Source organism: Prosthecobacter debontii, assembly GCF_900167535.1.
GTDB lineage: Bacteria > Verrucomicrobiota > Verrucomicrobiia > Verrucomicrobiales > Verrucomicrobiaceae > Prosthecobacter > Prosthecobacter debontii.
Window position 1 is genome coordinate 70,585 of the sequence record NZ_FUYE01000017.1, and the last position, 18,965, is coordinate 89,549.

The 18,965-nt window shown below is 57.8% G+C and carries 13 protein-coding genes; 6 read left to right on the forward strand and 7 right to left on the reverse strand.

Translation table 11 applies throughout. The features are described from left to right. Position 1 precedes the first annotated feature (1 nt). The 6 genes from asnB to uvrA all read left to right on the forward strand — a co-directional run bounded on the left by asnB (position 2) and on the right by uvrA (position 11,550). On the forward strand, positions 2-1,957 hold the full coding sequence (gene asnB / locus B5D61_RS20355; RefSeq protein WP_078815280.1) for an asparagine synthase (glutamine-hydrolyzing): 1,956 nt from the start codon (positions 2-4) through the stop codon (positions 1,955-1,957). A 22-nt stretch (positions 1,958-1,979) separates the two neighbouring features. Then, positions 1,980-3,248 (forward strand): O-antigen ligase family protein, encoded by a 1,269-nt coding sequence (locus B5D61_RS20360; RefSeq protein WP_078815281.1) that lies wholly within the window; start codon positions 1,980-1,982, stop codon positions 3,246-3,248. Positions 3,249-3,321: 73 nt separating this feature from the next. Next, positions 3,322-3,873: a DNA repair protein RecO gene (recO, locus tag B5D61_RS20365; protein WP_217699028.1), complete on the forward strand. Its 552-nt coding sequence runs from the start codon at positions 3,322-3,324 to the stop codon at positions 3,871-3,873. A 128-nt stretch (positions 3,874-4,001) separates the two neighbouring features. Then, positions 4,002-4,895, forward strand: a complete 894-nt coding sequence (locus B5D61_RS20370) for a tetratricopeptide repeat protein (protein WP_078815283.1) — start codon at positions 4,002-4,004, stop codon at positions 4,893-4,895. Positions 4,896-4,999: 104 nt separating this feature from the next. Further along, positions 5,000-5,791 (forward strand): transporter substrate-binding domain-containing protein, encoded by a 792-nt coding sequence (locus B5D61_RS20375; RefSeq protein WP_078815284.1) that lies wholly within the window; start codon positions 5,000-5,002, stop codon positions 5,789-5,791. 98 nt (positions 5,792-5,889) lie between these two features. Then, positions 5,890-11,550, forward strand: coding sequence for an excinuclease ABC subunit UvrA (gene uvrA / locus B5D61_RS20380; RefSeq protein WP_078815285.1), 5,661 nt, complete (start codon positions 5,890-5,892; stop codon positions 11,548-11,550). Positions 11,551-11,627: 77 nt separating this feature from the next. Here the strand turns inward: uvrA and rpoD are convergent, their stop codons facing one another. The 7 genes from rpoD to B5D61_RS20415 all read right to left on the reverse strand — a co-directional run bounded on the left by rpoD (position 11,628) and on the right by B5D61_RS20415 (position 18,963). Continuing rightward, the gene (rpoD, locus tag B5D61_RS27105) at positions 11,628-13,517 is read right to left on the reverse strand and encodes an RNA polymerase sigma factor RpoD (protein ID WP_078815286.1); all 1,890 of its coding nucleotides are present in this window, start codon (positions 13,515-13,517) and stop codon (positions 11,628-11,630) included. Between the two features lie 108 nt (positions 13,518-13,625). After that, positions 13,626-14,759, reverse strand: a complete 1,134-nt coding sequence (locus B5D61_RS20390) for an exo-beta-N-acetylmuramidase NamZ family protein (protein ID WP_176159566.1) — start codon at positions 14,757-14,759, stop codon at positions 13,626-13,628. Between the two features lie 183 nt (positions 14,760-14,942). Beyond that, positions 14,943-15,989 carry an NHL repeat-containing protein gene (locus tag B5D61_RS20395; RefSeq protein ID WP_078815288.1) on the reverse strand — a complete coding sequence of 349 codons (1,047 nt, stop codon included), beginning with the start codon at positions 15,987-15,989 and terminating at the stop codon, positions 14,943-14,945. Positions 15,990-16,057: 68 nt separating this feature from the next. Further along, positions 16,058-16,375, reverse strand: coding sequence for a PadR family transcriptional regulator (locus tag B5D61_RS20400; RefSeq protein ID WP_078815289.1), 318 nt, complete (start codon positions 16,373-16,375; stop codon positions 16,058-16,060). Positions 16,376-16,505: 130 nt separating this feature from the next. After that, positions 16,506-17,849, reverse strand: coding sequence for a tetratricopeptide repeat protein (locus tag B5D61_RS20405; RefSeq protein ID WP_078815290.1), 1,344 nt, complete (start codon positions 17,847-17,849; stop codon positions 16,506-16,508). Positions 17,850-17,883: 34 nt separating this feature from the next. Next, on the reverse strand, positions 17,884-18,549 hold the full coding sequence (locus B5D61_RS20410; protein ID WP_078815291.1) for an energy transducer TonB: 666 nt from the start codon (positions 18,547-18,549) through the stop codon (positions 17,884-17,886). Positions 18,550-18,558: 9 nt separating this feature from the next. After that, positions 18,559-18,963, reverse strand: a complete 405-nt coding sequence (locus B5D61_RS20415; RefSeq protein WP_078815292.1) for an ExbD/TolR family protein — start codon at positions 18,961-18,963, stop codon at positions 18,559-18,561. Between the last annotated feature and the right edge of the window lie 2 nt (positions 18,964-18,965).

Consider the following 18,965-nt stretch of genomic DNA (forward strand, 5'->3'; position numbering starts at 1 on the left):
CATGTGCGGCATCTCTGGCTTTTTCACGGTCCCCCGATCACGCTCTTCTGCGCAGATGACAGCGGAGGTCACGCGCATGACCGATGCCATTGTGAGTCGAGGCCCTGATGATCATGGAGCCTGCGTGGATGGGGAAACTGGCATCGCTTTGGGACATCGGCGTTTATCCATCCTCGATCTGTCACCCTTGGGGCATCAACCGATGACGAGTGCCGGCGATGGCGGGCGTTATGTCATGGTTTTCAATGGCGAGATCTACAATTTCCAAAGCTTGCGTGCGGAGTTGGAGAAGCATGGCCACACTTGGCGCGGCCACTCGGACACGGAAGTGATGCTGGCGGCCTTTGTGCAGTGGGGAATCCCCGAGGCAACACGTCGATTCAATGGCATGTTTGCCTTTGCCGTGTGGGATCGCCAAGAGCGTGCCTTGCACCTGGGACGTGACCGCCTGGGGGAGAAGCCGCTTTATTATGGTTGGTTAGGTGAGACCTTTCTTTTTGCCTCCGAGCTGAAAGCCATTCGCCAGTTCCCCGGCTTCAATGCAGCAATCAACCGCGATGCTTTATGCAGTCAGATTCGGTTCAACTACATCCCCGATCCTCAGTGCATCTATCAGGGGTTTCATAAGCTACCACCGGCCACCTTGCTGACGCTAGGCAACTCGCAGGAGCGACCTCAGCCACAGACTTACTGGTCACTGCGTCAGGTCGTCGAGCATGGCGTTGATCATCCATTCAGCGGCACGGATCAGGAAGCCATTGAAGCTTTTGAATCCATGCTCAAGGAAGCCGTGGGCCTGCGCATGGTGGCCGATGTGCCGCTGGGGGCCTTCCTTTCTGGGGGGGTGGATTCCTCGCTCATCGTCGCGATGATGCAGGCCCAGAGTTCACGCCCTGTGCGCACCTTTACCATCGGCTTCGATGTGCCGGAATACAATGAGGCGCAGTTTGCCAAAGAAGTGGCCGCGCATCTGCACACGGATCACACCGAGATGTATGTGACAGGGCAGGATGCGCTGAAGACCATCCCTCTCATGCCCGGGCTGTATGATGAACCTTTTTCAGATTACTCTCAGATCCCCACTTACCTCGTCTGTAAAATGGCGCGCCAGCATGTGACGGTGGCGCTCAGTGGAGATGCTGGGGATGAGTTGTTCGGAGGGTATGAGCGTTACTTCGTGGGGCGAAATCTCTGGAACAAATTCGCCTGGATGCCACCGGTTCTGAAAAAGGCCGCCGCCGGAGGCATGACCCTGCTGCCGCCGCAAACGCTCAATGCGTTAGGCCAAGTCGCGCGCCCAATGCTGCCGAAGCGCCTGCGGCATGTGCCATTCGGTGACAAGCTGCACAAACTGGCGGAAGTGGTGGCCGCTCCAGGTATGGAGACACTTTACCTCACGCTCATGTCGCACTGGAAGCAGCCCGCACAGGTGGTCATCGGCGGGCATGATCCACAGACGAGCATCACGAACACGCAGGGCTGGCCACGCGTCAGTGACTTCACCCATCGCATGATGCATCTGGACATGGAGACTTATCTGCCGGGAGATATCCTGGTGAAGGTGGATCGTGCCGCCATGGGGGTCAGTCTGGAGGGGCGTATTCCCCTGCTGGATACCAACCTCATCGAGTTTGCCTGGACGATCCCGTATGCGATGAAAGTGCGTGAGGGCAAAGGCAAGTGGCTGATGCGAGAGACGCTTTACCGACATGTGCCGAAGGCTTTGATTGATCGACCCAAACGCGGCTTTGGAGTGCCCCTGGAGCATTGGCTACGGGGTGAACTGCGCGAGTGGGCGGAGGATCTGCTGAGTGAAAGCCGCCTGAAGCGTGAGGGGTATTTCCATCCCGCGCCCATCCGTCAAAAGTGGCAGGAGCATCTGAGCGGCACCCGCAACTGGCACTTCTATCTTTGGGATATCCTCATGTTCCAGGCCTGGCTGGCGGAGCAAAAATGAGTTAGCTTTCTCCCGCTTTCCGATGTCACCTTACCCGACTAGCTATCCCGTAGCTCCTGCACCCTCCGCTTATGCCGGTCGGGCTCTGCCTGCACCGGTCGTGAAAGAGCCGCTATCGCATCGACTGGTCATTTGGGTCTGTGGCACCATTCTCGGCCTGCTCGCTGCGGATGTGATCATCGGTTCTTACAATGCGGGAATTTCGCCGTTGAAGCCGTCCTGGTTCACCGTGCTGGCCTTCAGCTCCTGCATGGGGCTATCCCTCCTGGCGGGTATCCGGTTGGCTCCTGCGGCCCTGCTGGTCTTGCTGCTGCCGTCGGTGCGTCTGTTCGATGCCGCTTTTCTGTCTCGGGCCGTCACCAGCCTCCAGGGACAGATGGGCATGGACCATGCCCGTGTGATGCTCGTCATCGTGGTGACACTCGTGGTGCTTTCCACACCAGTGGGGCTTCGGGCGGTGCGTTGGGCCGCCATCTTAGCCATCTTCATGACCACCGGTTCTGAACTGGCCGAGATGCTTGGAATGGTGAAGTTCACCAGCATCGAGGGGCGTTTCGCGGGGTTTAACAGCCACCCCAACTTCCCGCCCGTTTTGTTGTGTGAGATGTTAGGCATCACCTTCGCTTTGGTTCGGAGTTTTCGACTCAACTGCCTGCTCATCGCCGTCTCCTTCGTCGGCGTCGCACTCACGTATGGACGCAGCGGTTTCGTGGTGCTGATCCTGATGGTGGGGGTTTATGTTTTGGTCAATGCACGGCGTAACCTCCCTTTTTTGCTGCTGATGGCGGCACTCGCCATTCCCGCAGCCGGGATTGGTTTTGCGGTGCTGCAGAGCCGCACGGAGCAAGGCATCCTCAAAGATAAAAACACAGCTGATCGTCTCCAAGCCATTTACGAACTGGACTTTGAAAAACTGAAATCCCCCGAACGTGCCAAAGACCTGGCGGATGCTTGGGAAGGCGTGATGAAAGCGCCCCTGCTCGGCCATGGCACAGGTGTCTCTGGCGTGCTGTGGGCGCCCCACAATGAGTATGTCTCCCTGTGGCTGGAGCTCGGGATTCCCGGCCTGCTGCTCTTTGTCGGCACACTCGGTTCCTTGGTCGTGCGCAGCATCATGACCGGTGGGAAGGCCGGATATTTGCTCTTCGCCATCATCGCTTACACGCCTGCAGGGCAGGGGCGCATCGAGATGCCGCATTACTATCTGGCCCTCTCCACGGCGGCCTTCATTCTGTGGCCGAAGATGTATCGCCTGACGTTAAGAAGCCCGACCCAAACCGAGGCGGCGTAAGGGGCACCGATCACGCTCGTCTTAGACCTCTGCCTCTTGCACCCGGCCTTTTCCCATGAGACAACAGGGGCCGATGGAAAAAACTGAGGCCATTTTGATCGGTCGCACACGCTACTCCGAGACGACCCTCATCGTCCAATGGTGCAGTGCCGAGATGGGCCTCTTTCGCACCATTGCGAAAGGAGCGTTGCGGCCGAAGTCCGCTTTTGCTGGTCTGCTAGATCTCTTTGTCTCCGCCGACATTCACTATGCGCCTGCACGTAAAGGGGATCTGCATACGCTGGTGGAGGCCCACTGGCAGACTCCACGGTTAGGGCTGCGCAACAGCTACGGGCGTGTCCTTGCCTCGACTTATCTGGTCAAACTGATTCAGCTCGTGGTGGAGCCGCACGCTCCGCTCCCCGCCATTCACGACCTGCTGACCAAGGCCTTGGATTATCTCAATGATCACGACCCGAGTCAGGCCTTGATCCAGCGTTTCGAGCTTCGCCTCGCCGAAGACCTGGGCCTTATCGCTGGGGCGAGCAGCGGGGATGAGGCGGTCTTAGCCATCTCGGACAGCTTTCACCGGCGTCTGCCCGTGCAGCGGAGGCAACTGCTGGAGTGGATCGCCAGCCGCCCTTGATGGAAAATCCTGCCTCACTTTTGATACAAGACTCTTTAGCCCCCTCCAAAGTCTGTCTTTTTTGCTTGATGTCGGAAGGGTGAAGCCGCGATGTTATAGGCTCATTACCAACCCCCTGCTTCTTAACTGTGTCTGCGAGTCTTTCGAGCTTCTCCAATCTGCTGGATAATCACGCCGCGACTCTCTTGCGCGAAGGAAAACTGGATGAGGCTCTCAGTGCCGCCACCAGTGCCCTTTCTGGTCTTCGTGAAGCGGTGGAGGATGAACCCGCAGAAGCTCCGCGTTTATTCACCGGTCTGCAGGTCTTGGGCGACATCCAGCGGGAGATGGGCGATGCAGCAGGCTCTGAGGCCAGTTACGGTGAGGCTTTGGAAATCGCCGGGAAGACCACCATCCCACCTTCTCAGGTGGCCCGTGCTCGCACCCAGCTGGCCACCTTGCTGGACTTCAGTCAGCGGGAGGCGGAGGCCGCACCGCTTTATGAGCAGGCCATCAGCGATTACGAGGCGCTCACCCCGCCGAATGAGGAAGTGGCGGCTCAGCTCCGCAATAATTTGGCGATGATTTACAAAGGCCTCGGCAAATACGCCCTGGCTGAGCAGCACTACCTGCGGGCACTGGAAGCTTTAGAAAACCGTCGAGGCCGTGAAACGGAGGAAGTCGCTTCCGTTTATAACAATCTCGGCAGCCTTTATTACACCGCTGGTTTTCCTGACCAAGCTAAGGAGATGTTCACAGAAGCTCTGGACATCCGCATGAAGCTGCTGGGCACGAATCATCCCGATGTGGCGCAGTCTTACTGCAATCTCGCCACCGCCTGCCATGAGCTGGGCGATAATCCGGCCGCCATTCTGAATTATGAAAATAGCCTGCGCATTCTCGAGCAGCATCTGGCCACAGAGGCCGTTAGCTACGAGGCTGTGGGCCAAGACTACATCTCTCTGCTGGATAGTCTGGGTGAAGAGCGCAAGGCTCAGGCCGCCCGCAAGCGTCTGGACAAAGTCCTCTCTGAAGCGGCCTAAACACGGCCTCTGTTTCGGAGAAGGAGCACATCGGATGGTCTTCTCTCCCTAGCGTCGGTTTCTTCTCTGGCGCTGGCACGCATTTTGGTGCGTAGTGAGGGATCATGAGAGTCGCTTCCTTTTTCCTGCTGCCCCTGCTGAGCCTTTTGATCACTCTCACCGGTTGTTCGAGAAAGGAGCGCGAGGCACTCGTCATCGGCATGGACGCCACTTACCCCCCCTTTGAATTCAAAGACGCGCAGGGTAAGGTCAGTGGTGTGAGTGTGGCCATCGGGGATGAGATTGGTAAGACCTTGGGGAAACAGGTCATTTATGAAAACATGAGCTTCGAGGGGCTGATCCCAGCGCTTCAATCTGGGCAGATCGACCTCATCATTTCCTCTCTCACGGCCAATGATCAGCGGCGGAAATCCATCGACTTCTCGGACCCTTACGTCAAAACGGGCCTCTCCATCCTGGTGGCCAAGAACTCGACCGTGCAATCTGCGGCCGACTTGAAAACCCCGGGACGCAAGCTGGCGGTGCGCATCGCCACGACGGGTGAGCAATGGTGCCGTGCGGAATTACCCGGGGCACAACTCGTTGCGCTAGATACCGATGCTGCCTGCGTGCTGGAGGTGGTGAACGGCCGGGTGGACGCCTGGGTGTATGATCAAATTTCAGTGATGAACTACCATGAGCAGCACCCGGACACGACCCGGGCGATCTTGGCCCCACTGCGTGAGGAGGTATGGGCGGTGGGCATGAAGAAAGGCCGCGACGAACTTCAAGCCCAAGTGAACGCAACACTGGCCCGCATGCGCGCGGAGAAGGTCTTCAGCAAGCTGGCGGATCAATACATGGCCAAAGAGCGGGACCTCATGAAGGCCCAAGGACTGCCGTTTGTGTTTGAGTGATCGGTAGGGACATCTCAAGGCCGCACTTTTTTCTTCAGGGCTGAAAAAATTAGCGTTCACTTGAACTGTTCTGGCGTAACTCTATCCTGCGCCACCCCATGCCGAAAAAAACTGCCGCTAAGCCCAGCCCGACCGCCATCGCCGACGTCATCCAGGTGCGTGGGGCGACTCAAAACAACCTGCGTGGTATCAGTCTGGACCTGCCTTTGGGCAAGCTCTGTGTGGTGACGGGACCCAGCGGCAGTGGCAAGTCATCGCTGGCCTTTGATACCATTTATGCCGAGGGGCAGCGGCGCTATGTGGAGACCTTCTCGCCTTACACACGGCAGTTCTTTGAGCGCATGGATAAACCCAAGGTGGAGGCCATTCATGGCATCCCGCCCGCCATCGCCATTGAGCAGGTCAATAACATCCGCTCCACCCGCAGCACGGTTGGCACCATCACGGAGATCAACGACTACCTGAAGATGCTCTTCCCGCGTCTGGCCGAGGGACGTTGCCCAGAGTGTCACCGGCCGGTGAAACCGGAAACGCCAGAGAGCATTTTGCGTGAACTGCTGACCAAGCATGCGGGGAAAGCGGCGCTGATTTGTTTCGGTGTGCCTGTGCCGAAAGGGACTCCCGTGGAGGAGTTTTTTCCCTTCCTCCAGAGCCAGGGTTACCTCCGCCTGTGGTTGTATGGAGAGGCCATTCGCACCGATGAACCGGACTCGGTTAAAGGTCGTAAGCTTCCTGCGGTGGCCTTGGTGATTCAGGATCGCGTGACCCTGGAGCCTAACCAGAAGTCACGCGTCAGTGAGGCGCTGGAGGCGGCTCTGCGTTATGGTAAAGGACAGGTGACGGCGATCATTCAGGATCAGTCCTTTGCTTTCAGTACCGACTGGCGCTGTGCGGACTGTGATGTGCAGCTTCCGCCTCCGACCCCGGGTTTATTCTCGTTCAACAGTCCCATTGGAGCGTGTCCAGCGTGTAAAGGTTTTGGCCGGACTCTGGGCTTGGATTTGCGCAAGGCCATGCCGGACGAGTCCTTGAGCATTCGTGAGGGTTTGGTCAAAGCTTTCACGGGAAGCACGTATCGCGAGAGTCAGGATGATCTGGAACGCGCGGCTAAAAAGAAGGGTGTGGACTTGGACACGGCCTTTTGCGATCTGCCAGAGGATCAGCAAAAATGGATTGTCGAGGGCTCGGGGAAAGATCCTGAAGAAGCTTGGCAAAACGGCGAGTGGTATGGCGTGCGCGGTTTCTTCCGCTGGCTGGAGAGTCGTGCTTACAAGATGCACGTGCGCATCTTCCTCAGCCGTTTCCGTGCTTACACCACCTGCCAGGAATGCAATGGCGGTCGCTTGAAAAAAGAGGCTTATCACTTTCGCATCGGCGAGCACACCATTGCGGATCTCTGGAACCTCGCCGTGACGGACCTGCTGCCGCTGATCCAGAGTTGGCCAGTGCATACTGGCGACAATGCCGCAACGATGCTGCGGGATGAGATCCTGAGTCGTCTGAGCTACTTGGAGCGTGCTGGGTTGGGCTACATTCATTTGGATCGCCAAACCCGTACCTTGAGTGGAGGTGAGCTTCAACGTGTTAACCTAACCACCTGTTTAGGAGCATCGCTGGTGAATACGCTGTTCGTTTTGGATGAGCCGAGTATCGGTCTGCATCCGCGTGACATCGGGCGCCTCATCGGGGTGATGGAAGGGCTGCGTGACAAGGGCAATACCCTACTGGTGGTGGAGCATGAAGAATCCGTCATGCGGGCAGCGGATCATCTCATCGAGATCGGGCCGGGCAGGGGTGATAAAGGCGGCACATTGGTTTACGATGGACCTTTGAGCGGGCTGGAAAAGCAAGCGGGCTCATTGACGGCGGATTATCTCACGGGGCGTAAAACCATCCCGGTGCCGGCACAACGTCGTGCCGTTGGGGTGAAGCCGAGCGGCAAAGGGAAAACCTCGAAGAACCTGCCCTTCATCACCATCAAAGGAGCGAAACAGAACAACCTCAAGAACCTGGAGGTGGAGATTCCTCTCGGTGTCTTCTGCTGCATCACCGGGGTGTCGGGCTCGGGCAAAAGCACCCTCGTGCATGAAGTGCTGTATCGGAATCTCCAGCGTCTGCGGGGGGAAGTGAGTGAGGATGAACCCGGCCGAGTTCGGTCCATCTCGGGCCATGAGAATCTCAGCCAGGTCATCATGGTGGATCAGTCGCCTCTGGCTCGGACACCACGCAGCACTCCCGCCGTGTATGTAGGGGCCTTCGATACCATTCGTGCCTTGTTTGCCGAAAGTGAAGATGCTCGCACCCAGGGCATCAGCGCCGGGTTCTTTTCCTTCAACTCGGGTGAAGGCCGCTGCGAGCGCTGCATGGGGAACGGCTTCGAGAAGATCGAGATGCAGTTCCTCAGTGACCTGTATGTGACCTGTCCCGAGTGTGAAGGGAAGCGCTACCAACCCCACGCCCTGAAGATCCAATTGCATGGTCGCAGCATTCATGATGTGCTGAGCCTGACCGTGGAGGAAGCCTCGGAATGGTTTGGCCAAATGGAAGCTCCAGGAGGGAATGCGGGGGCCCGAGCCGATGCGTCCTTCATTCGCAAAGCGCGTCAGGTGGCGGGACAGCTCGCGATCCTGGTGGAAGCAGGGCTGGGTTATCTGAAACTCGGTCAGCCCCTGAACACCCTTTCCGGCGGTGAAGCTCAACGTCTTAAACTGGTGGGGCACCTGATCGAAAGCGCCTCGGAGAAAGATCATGACGGTCGCCCCACTCTACTACTGCTGGATGAACCGACGACGGGCCTGCACTTCGATGACATCGCTTTGCTGGTGAAGCTGCTGCAGCGTCTTGTGGATGAAGGTAACAGCCTGTTGGTGATTGAGCACAATGTGGATGTGATTCAGTGCGCCGACTGGGTGATCGATCTCGGACCTGATGGCGGGGCTCAGGGCGGTCAGCTCGTGGTGGCGGGAACGCCTGAGCAAGTGGCGGCCTGTGAAGGTTCCTGGACGGGGCATTACCTTGCAGAGAAGTTTGGAACGAAAAAATCCGCACGCTCCAGCAAGGTTCAGGAAGCCGCGACGGCGTATCAGACCCATAAACCCGAAAAGGCGGAGCATCTCGCTCCGAATGCCATCAGCATTCGTGGAGCGCGCGAGCATAACCTGAAAAACATTTCGTTAGACATACCACGTGATCAGTTCGTGGTGGTTACCGGTTTGAGCGGCAGTGGTAAGTCATCCCTGGCTTTCGATCTGGTGTTTGCAGAAGGTCAGCGTCGTTTCCTGGACAGCATGTCCGTCTATGCACGCACCTTTGTCGAGCAGATGGAGAAGCCAGAAGTGGATGTGATCAGCGGTGTGCCGCCGACGGTGGCCATTGAGCAGCGCATCTCCCGTGGCGGTGGAAAATCCACCGTGGCCACGGTCACGGAGGTGTATCATTTCCTGCGCCTGCTGTTTGCCAAGCTCGGCACCCAATACTGCCCGCACTGCAACGTGCCTGTGCAGAAGCAGAGCCTGAGTGCCATCACCCAAACGGTGGTGGATCGCGCTCGCAAAGCCGGGCTGCAAGTGTTGGCTCCGCTGGTGAAGGCTCGGAAAGGTTTCCACACGGATGTGGCGGAAGCCGCAGCGAAACAAGGCATCGAAACCCTGCTGGTGGATGGTCAGTTCGTTGGCACCGCCAATTTCAAACGACTAGAGCGTTTCAAGGAGCACAGTATCGATGCGGTTGTGGGCGAGATCAAAAAAGGAGCCTCCGCTCTGGAACCGCGCCCGCTTTTGGAAAAGGCCCTCAAGATGGGCAAGGGCACGGTCAAACTGTGGCTACCCGGCAATGTCTCTCAAGTGCTGAGCACGGAGATGAGCTGCCCGAAATGTGATCTATCCTTTGAGGAACTCGACCCGCGTCTGTTTTCCTTCAACAGTCCGCATGGTTGGTGCCCAAGCTGTCGTGGTTTCGGCTTCAAAGTCTCTGCGCATGGGGCTGAACCTCGTCGCGATGACATGTCGAAGCTCGAAGCGGAGATGGAGGAGGAACGTCGTCTTTCCCGCAGCAGTGACGATGATGAAGCGGACAATGAGCGTGTGGTTTGCCCCGATTGCCAGGGCTCGCGCCTGAATGCGACGGCGCGTTATGTGCGTCTTCAAAACACCTCGGTGCCGCTGATCAATGCCATGTCCGCAGGGGATGCGGCGGCGGAAGTGACGAAGCTCAAGTTTGAGGGAACAGAAGCGGTAATCGCCCGTGATATCATGGCTGAGATTGAGCAGCGTCTGCACTTCATGAAAGAAGTGGGGCTGGGTTATCTTCAACTCAATCGCAGTGCCGATACCTTGAGTGGTGGAGAGGCGCAGCGCATTCGTTTGGCTGCGCAGTTGGGGAGTAATTTACGTGGCGTTCTTTACGTGCTGGATGAGCCCACCATCGGTTTGCATCCACGCGACAATGAGCGCCTTTTGGACACGCTTTCCGCCCTGCGTGATAAGGGGAACTCGCTGCTCGTGGTGGAGCATGATGACGACACCATGCGCCGTGCGGACACCATCATCGACCTCGGGCCCGGGGCAGGACGTTTCGGCGGGCAGGTCATTTCTCAGGGAAATTTGGAGCACATCTTGAACGACAGTCAGAGTGTGACAGGTCAAGGCCTGCGGAATCCTTTCAAGCATCCCCTGCGTGGTGAATGGCGTGATTTACCTGGCCCTCGTAGCAAGGATGGCTGGCTGAAGATTCAGGGCGCTTATGCGAACAACTTGAAGAATGTGGATGTGCAGATCCCGGTGGGGCGGTTGACCGTCATTACTGGCGTCAGCGGCAGTGGTAAAAGCACCTTTCTGCACCAGGTGCTGTTCCCCGGCGTGAAAGCCCTGCTGAGCAAGGAACGCAAGAAGAAGGGCTCCGTTCAGCCTTGGAAGGCCATCCTCGGTGTGGAGAACTTTGCCGCTGTTTATGAGGTGGATCAGTCACCCATTGGCAAAACGTCACGCTCTTGTCCTGCCACGTATGTGGGGGTGTTGGACGATATTCGTAAGCTCTTCGCTCAGGTGCCTACCGCGCGTGCACGCGGATACGATGCTGGGCGTTTTTCTTTCAATACGGAAGGCGGTCGCTGTGAAGCCTGCCAGGGCAACGGTTATGTGAAGGTGGAGATGAACTTCCTGCCCTCCACCCGCGTGCATTGTGAAGTCTGCCAAGGCATGCGCTTTAACTCCGCCACCATGGAGATCGAATACAATGGCAAGAACATCGGCGAAGTGTTGAAGTTGAGCATCACCGAAGCTGCGGAGTTCTTCGCCCATCAGCAGCGCATCGCCCGACCTCTGCAACTGCTGGCCGATACCGGCGTGGGATACTTGCAGCTCGGCCAGCCAAGCCCCACACTCAGCGGTGGCGAAGCTCAGCGCATCAAACTGGTGACGGAACTGAGCGGCGGCGTCGCACGCTCCGCGACGGAGAAGCTGCGAGGGCTCAAAAACACGAAGAAGAATCTCTATCTCATCGAGGAGCCGACCATCGGTCTGCACATGAGTGATGTCGGTCGGCTCATTGATATCCTGCATCGTCTCGTGGATGACGGTCATACCGTGGTGGTTATCGAGCATCATCCGGACATCTTTGCCGAAGCGGATTACCTCATTGATATTGGACCTGAAGCCGGAGCCGCAGGTGGTGAAGTTGTGGCTTCAGGCACCCCGCTGGAAGTGGCCAAACACAAGGTCAGCCGCACGGCTCCGTTCTTGAAGAAGATGCTCATTCTATAAATCAAAAGGTGAGGCCTTTTGGGGCCTCACCTCAGGACGAGAGGGCCTGAGGCCTCTCACATTTGGATGGTCATCATTTAACTCCCACCAAAGAAACCACCCAGCTTACGGATGCGGGTGGGGTGGCGGAGTTTGCGGAGGGCTTTGGCCTCGATCTGACGGATGCGCTCGCGGGTGACTTGGAATTGTTTACCCACTTCCTCCAGGGTGCGGCCGGCACCGTCCACGAGGCCGAAGCGCTGCTCCAGCACTTCGCGTTCGCGGGGGTTCAGGGTATCCAGCACGTCGCGGAGTTTATCGCGCAGCAGGTTCATCGCAGTGAGCTCCATGGGGTCATGGGCTTCCTTGTCTTCGATGAAGTCGCCAAACTCGGTGTCTCCATCGCTATCCCCCACCTTGGCCTGCATGGAGACGGGCTGCTGAGCCATGCGCAGGACGGCATTCACACGCTCCACAGGCAGGTGGATTTCTTCGGCGATTTCTTCCGGGGTGGGGTCACGACCCAGCTCTTGAACGAGCTGTTTGTTCACGCGCATGAGCTTGTTGATCGTCTCGATCATGTGCACCGGGATGCGGATGGTGCGGGCCTGATCGGCGATGCTGCGGGTGATAGCCTGGCGGATCCACCAGGTGGCGTAGGTGGAAAATTTGTAGCCGCGTCGGTATTCGAATTTTTCGACGGCGCGCATGAGGCCCATGTTGCCTTCCTGAATGAGGTCGAGGAAAGAGAGGCCGCGATTGGTGTATTTCTTGGCGATGGAGATGACGAGGCGCAGGTTGGCCTCGATCATTTCGGTCTTGGCACGCGTGGACTCAGACACGCAGCGGCGGGCGTCCGCGGCGATCTGGTGATAACCCTCCGGGCTTTGCCATGCGTTAAGCTGGAACTGATGCAGCGTTTGTGCGGCGGCTTCGTTCTTCGGATGCACCCGCACTTCATGCTCTAAATGCTCTAACTCACGGAGCTTTTGCTGGAGGAGGGCGACGAAGTCTTCATTCAGCTTCTGTTTGAAGAAGAACTTGGCGGTGAGTTTGAAGTAAGCGCTGCGGGCGTTGTTGAAGGCTTCCAGCGCGGACTCCTTTTTCTTCGCACCTGCATTCAGATAGGCGGCATAAAGATCATTGCAGCGTTTGAAGCTGTCTTGGGCCTGCTCGATGAGCGGGGTGAGTTTCTTGAAGTAGTTATCACGTTCCTCAGCTTTGCGGTCGATGACAAGGCGGTCGAAGCGTTCGATGCCATTGGCGAGGCCTTCGGCAAATTGCAGGAAGTTCTTGGCCACGAAGCCGACGTTTTGCAGGCAGCTTTGGAGGCTGATCTCGGCTTTCTCGATGCGCTTGGAGATCTGGATTTCCTGGTCGCGTGTGAGCAGGGGCACCTGGCCCATCTGGCGCAGATACATGCGCACCGGGTCATCCAGCGTGTCTAGCTTGGTATCCGGAGCCCGTTCACTGGCGGCTGCTTCTTCGGTGACTTGCACCAGCAGCTTCATGGCGGTCTGGCCGGGCAGGTCACTCTCCTCCACGACGCGGATTTCCATGGCGCGCAGGCGGCTGATCACCTCATCCATGAGGTCGGGCGTGACGATGCCGATGGGCAGAGCCTCATTGACGTCATCCCAGGTCAAGTGATCTTGCTCCTTCGCCAGAAGGATGAGGTTTCTCAGGCGAGCCTGGACCTCTGGGGAATTGATGTCGTCATACACCACCGTGGGGGCAGACGCCGTGGTGGAATAGGTGGTCTTCGGTGGACGTCCGCGCTTGCGCTTGATGGGCTGGCCATCAGGGCCCAAGGCCGCCTCAGGGTTGGAGCGTTCCTGCACAGGATGTAGGCGTGGACGTCCGCGCCTGCGTTTCTCAGGCGTTGATTCTCCTGCGACTGGAGACGGAGCGGCTTTAGCTTTCGCTGGCGCTGGTGCAGTCTTGGAGGATTTGGACTTTCCGGGGGCTGGTTTTTTGGGGACGGCCATAGAGACGCCGCGATTTCCTTGGGGGTAAAGAGGAGCCGGGGGAAGTGACTCCGAAATGTGAATATCTGGGACGTGCCGAGATGGTCAAGATTTTCTTTGATGCCGGGACTAGGCATACATCAGATATCTTTGCCGGGATTGCCGGAAAGAATGCGTCCAATTGGCCCAGCTACGGGTAATCTGGCTGCTGGGAACGCCTTTGCGTAGGTTGCTATAAAGAGATTCACTACCATACACTTTGTGAAAAAGATTCAGTTTGGAGCCACTCATGCGGCTGAGGGCTTTGCCTCCCGTGAGGCGATTCACCTCTGCCAGCAGCATGACATCCAGCGCCGTGAGGTCCGCCTGGGTGTGAGGATGGATGTTTAACCGCACGCCGCCGAAGCCGTTGCGGGAATAGGGGCTATAAGAGACACCGGGCAGACGCCAGCTCTGGCAAGCAGCCAGCATGGCCTGTGCATTCACACCGCTGCCCCCCGCATAGCCAAAAGGATTTTCCGTGCCGATGCCGATGTCCACGGCTGCGGCTCCACCGAGGATGCCTGTGGCCACATAATAGAAGGGGGAGGTGGCATGGGGGATATTCGGCGAGGTGCGATACCAGCGCAGGCCGGTGTCTTGCCACACCATATTGCGGCTCCAACCCTGCATTTTCACCACGTTCATGCGGGGAGATTGGCTGATCCATCCTCGGCTGCTGGCGGTCATCATGGCCAATTCACCCGCCGTCATGCCATGCACATAGGGCACAGGGATCTGACCGACGAAGGATTTCCACTTAGCTTCGAGGGGGGGACCCTCCACACGCCAGCCGCCCATGGGATTGGGACGATCCAGCACAACGAAGTGTTTGCCATTCTCGGCACAGGCTTCCATGGCCACCGCCATGGTGCTGATGTAGGTGTAGCTGCGGCAGCCGATGTCTTGGAGGTCAAAGACGAGCACATCGATCGGGGCCAGCATCTGCGGGGTCGGTTTGCGCGTGGGGCCGTAGAGAGAGTAAACCGTGAGGCCGGTGACGTGATCCCGTCGCGTGCTGACATGCACCCCGGCACCGATGGTGCCATCGATGCCATGCTCAGGCGCATACAGGGCCGTTAGCGAAGAGCCGAGCGCACGCTGCATGGCCACGCGGGTCATTTCACCGCGGCCGGTCATGCTGGTGTGATTGGTGATGAGACCCACGCGCTTGCCGCGCAGGAGGTCGAAGTTTCGCGAGGCGAGGAAATCGATCCCCAGCATGAAGGGCCCGCCTTGAGCTTGCGGCTGCGCCTGTGGATAGCCTGGCGCCATCCTTTGAGTCGCCATCTGGCAACTCGTTAAAAAAGCCGTGCCTGAGAGGATAAAGGAACGTCGTGAACCCATGCCCTATGACAGAGGCGGCAGCCTAGGCGCGGGTCAAATGAAGAAAGCACATTCTTGAGATCATATTCGCCGCAGTTTGTAGGGGTAAACTTGATCCGCATTCCACTGGCAGCCATACAGATCGCCGACATCATCCACGCAGACATCGTGCACATTGCGGAAGACGGGTTGATCCTGGAGTAGCAGCTTCACCTGATCACCGTCATACTCAGGCGCATGGCCTCCTGGGGCGGAGATAACTCGGTGGTCTTGATCCAGGATGATGATGAATCCGCGTTCCCGCCACATGCGGTAGTCTCCGGGTTTCATGCCGAAGCAAACTCCCGATAGCAGAAGATCTCCCGCGATCACCGGGCGGCTCATGAAGGCTCCTGGCAGATACACGGAGCGCACATACTCGCCCGCCAGGGTGAACCAGTGAAACTCATTGCGGACACGCTCCGTGCAGAGCACGAGCGGCTCGGTCCCACGCAGATCAATCGTGACGCCATGAGCCTGCATGAACTTGCCGGGATTCATGGCCTGGGTGCTCTGCCCGCCGAACTTGCGGATGAAATGACCCTGCGCATCGAAGTGCAGGATGAATTGAGAGCCATAGCCATCCGCCACATAGACATCGCCGTTTGGGGCTACGGCCGCTTCGGTCGGGGCATACTTGGTGATGGCATCGTAGGCGCCGCAGTCCTTGGCATGCGGAAGTTTGAGCAAGACTTCACCTGTCAGTGTAGTTTTCGCCACCGCGCCGCCGGCGGGGTCACAGAGCCAGAGGTATTCCTTGCCCTCCCGCGCATCCAGAGTCAGGCCATGGCCTGACTTGAGCTTGAGTGTCCAGGCATCGAGCACCTGCCCGTTTTTATCGAAGATGAGCACGTTGTTACGCGCTTCATCAGTGATCATGATGAGGCGCTTTTGGGCATCCATCACCATCTCATGACAGTTCTTCACCGGATGTTGCTCACGCTTCGCTTGGCACCAGTGGAGATCGACTTGATAACGGTGCTCTCCATGGCCGATGATCGCCCCTTGGAGAGAAACTTTGCTTTGTGACCTAACAAAAGGTGCAGTCAGGGTGGCGGATGCCGTGGTGAGAAAGGTGCGGCGTTTCATCGGATAGAACGCCCCGTTGCTATCAAAACGGGAATGGAAAAGGAAGCACGGAATCCACACACAGGGGCTCAATGCCGTGCGACCTCGACTCCCAGCTCACGGAGTTGCTGACGGACGATCTTCAGCACCTCCCGCCCCTCCTGAGTGATGCGGTAAGCACGAGGGGCCTTCGGTCCGCGACTGGCATCCGCCGTGGAGATCAGCCAGCCGTTTTTCTCCATGCGCTTCAGCAGCGGATACAGCGTGCCAGGGCTGACCTCGTAGCCGTGATGCCGTAACTCCTTGATCATCCATTGGCCGATCACCTCGCCCTCAGCGGCATGGTGCAGGACATGCACCTTCCAGAAGGAGAGCAAAATCTCGCGGTTGATCAGTTTCAGGTCCATGAAGAAGACGCTGAGACTGTGTCGCAATCCTGAACGATGCCAAGTGCCGAATCATGGATTATTGCCGTGGAGGGCAAATAGCATCCATGCCGCATCGACCGCCTCACGGGTAGAGGCTGTTGGGCACCGATTAACGGCGGTTTTTCATGAAACGCTCAAGCTCTTCGAGGAATTTACCCACGCTTTCACGGGGTTTGATGTCTTGGGCACGCTTGAGCAGCGGGATAGCATCCGCATACTTACCCATGCCGGTGTAGAGTTGGGCGAGGCGCACTTTGGCATCGGCTTCGAAGGCTTCGATGCCGCCTGCGGTTTCATAATAAAAGGCCGCTTTTTCGTTGTTGCTCTCGCGTTGATAGTAGCCACCCAGCAGGAGCAGGGTTTCACCATCGAGCGGATCTTGTTCAGCCACTTTGCCAAGAATTTCGACCGCTTCTTTTTCTTTACCTTCCGCCATGCCGATCTTGGCCTCCAGTTTCATCACGCGGCGATTGTCTTCAGGGCTGAGTTTGGAACTGCCTGATTGCACTTTTTGCAGCAGGTCGCGGGAGGCTTTGTAGCCTTCTTTGGCGAGCAGGATCTCTGCGGCGCGAAGTGGGCCGGTCACATTGGTGCCGCCATCTTTTTCATAAGCGCGGAGGTAAGCCGTGGCGGCCACATCCAGCATGTTTTCATTCACGTAGATGTCTCCCAGGGTAGAGAGTTGGGCGGTCTCCAGTTTGCCCATGCGGTCCAGCACCTCAAAGTTGGCAGCGGCGGCCAGCATGTCTTTTTTCCCCATGTAGGCATTGGCCTGGAGAGACCAGAGGGAATCATCCTCGGGTGTCTTTTTCAGCATGGTATCCAGCAGGGCAATGACATCCGTGAAACGCTCCTGCATGTAGAGCGCACGCACGAGGCCCATGACCCAATCTTTGACATCCGGGCTGAGCACCACGGCCTGACGGAAGGATTCCTCGGCGGAGGTGTAGTTTTCCAAACTCAGGTAGGAGATGCCGAGGAGACCGTAGTTGGTGCCATCCACGGCACCCAGGCGAATGGCCTCGGTGAAGTGGCGAACCGCTTCCTGATGCGCACCCGACTGAGCATACAGGATGGCGAGGTTGGCGTGGGCTTGGCGGTAGTCAGGGAATTTTTCGAGGGCTTTGATGAACTCTTTGGCGGCTTCCTGCTTGCGATCTTTCTGGAAGTGGAGGTTGCCGATGAGGAAGTCAAAGCGGGCGCTGCTGTTGGGCAGGGCACGCAGTTGCTCCAGGTATTTGAGGGCCTTGTCGGGGTCATCTTTCAGCAGGGGGAGGATCTGCTCGTAGTCGGCCCGCTCAGTCTCGGACATGGAGGGTTCGACCTCGCTGGAATAGCCAAAACTGCCGAGAAGCTTTTTTTGGAAAACCGGGTTATCCCACAAGCTGGCAGCCGGGCTCAAGCTGCTGCTGAGCATGGCGAAGAGTGCGAGGGTGAAGGCGGACTTTTTCATAAACGGAAACGAAACGGCGGGAGAAGGAGGGCGGCTACTTGCCAAACTTGAAAGGCATCTTGGTCTTGGTGGGCACGCGTTTGCCACCACGCTGACCAGGTTCGAAACGCCATTGCTTGATGGCGGCGATGACGGGTTCGTTCATCAGAGGACTGAAGCTGCTGGTGATGCGGGGATTCTGCACACGTCCCTGGACATCGACGGTGAACTCCACCTCGACACGCCCATTGGCGTTGCGCAGGGTGGCGGGAATTTTGGGCTGCACTTGATAGACGGGGCGCGGTTTGGAGCCGCTGTCGCCGAGACTGAAATTGGCCACCGCGTTCTGCATCGCGGCTCCGCCAAAGTTCATGGGCATGGCGGCGCCAGTGCCACCCACCATGCCGATATCGAGCGAAGTCGAGCCGAGATCAGGTGGAGGTGCCATATCTGGTGGAGGTTCTTCTTGCGTGTCTGGCGGTGGTGGAGGCTGATCCAGCAAATTGTCTGACGGTGGCGGTGCGTCCACCGTGGCCACGGTGCGCACGATCAGGTCCTTTTTGGCTCCACCAGTGACAATCTGAAGGTAGGGGATGACGCCGAACACAAAAAGTGTGAGGCCAGCTCCATAGCCCACCATGAACAGCAATTGCACGAGGACCCAGAGGCCGGTGCCTTTGCGTTTGTGTGTCTTGGAGGCTGGGAGGGCCGTGGCTGACATGAGAAAAACTTATTTCTGGGTCGCTACGGAGACCTTGGCCGCCCCACCGAGCTTGGCTTCGTCGATGACCCGGACAAAGAGGCCGGACGGGGCTTTTTCATCCACTTGGATGATGACCGGAGTGCTTTCATCTTTCTCGACAAAGCGACGCACGGTGGACTGGACACCGCTCATGCCGATCTCTTTACCGCCATAGACGATTTGGCCCTCGGCGGTGACTGCGATCATGACGCTTTGCTTTTCCAGATCCCCTGCGGAAGCGGCTTGCGGCTTGTCCACTTCGATGCCGGTTTCTTCCACAAAGGTGGTGGTGACGATGAAGAAAATGAGCAGGATGAAGATACAGTCGATGAGCGGCGAAATATCAATCGCGGCCTCGTCTTCCGGCTCGGAGTTTTGTCCAAATTTACCCATGG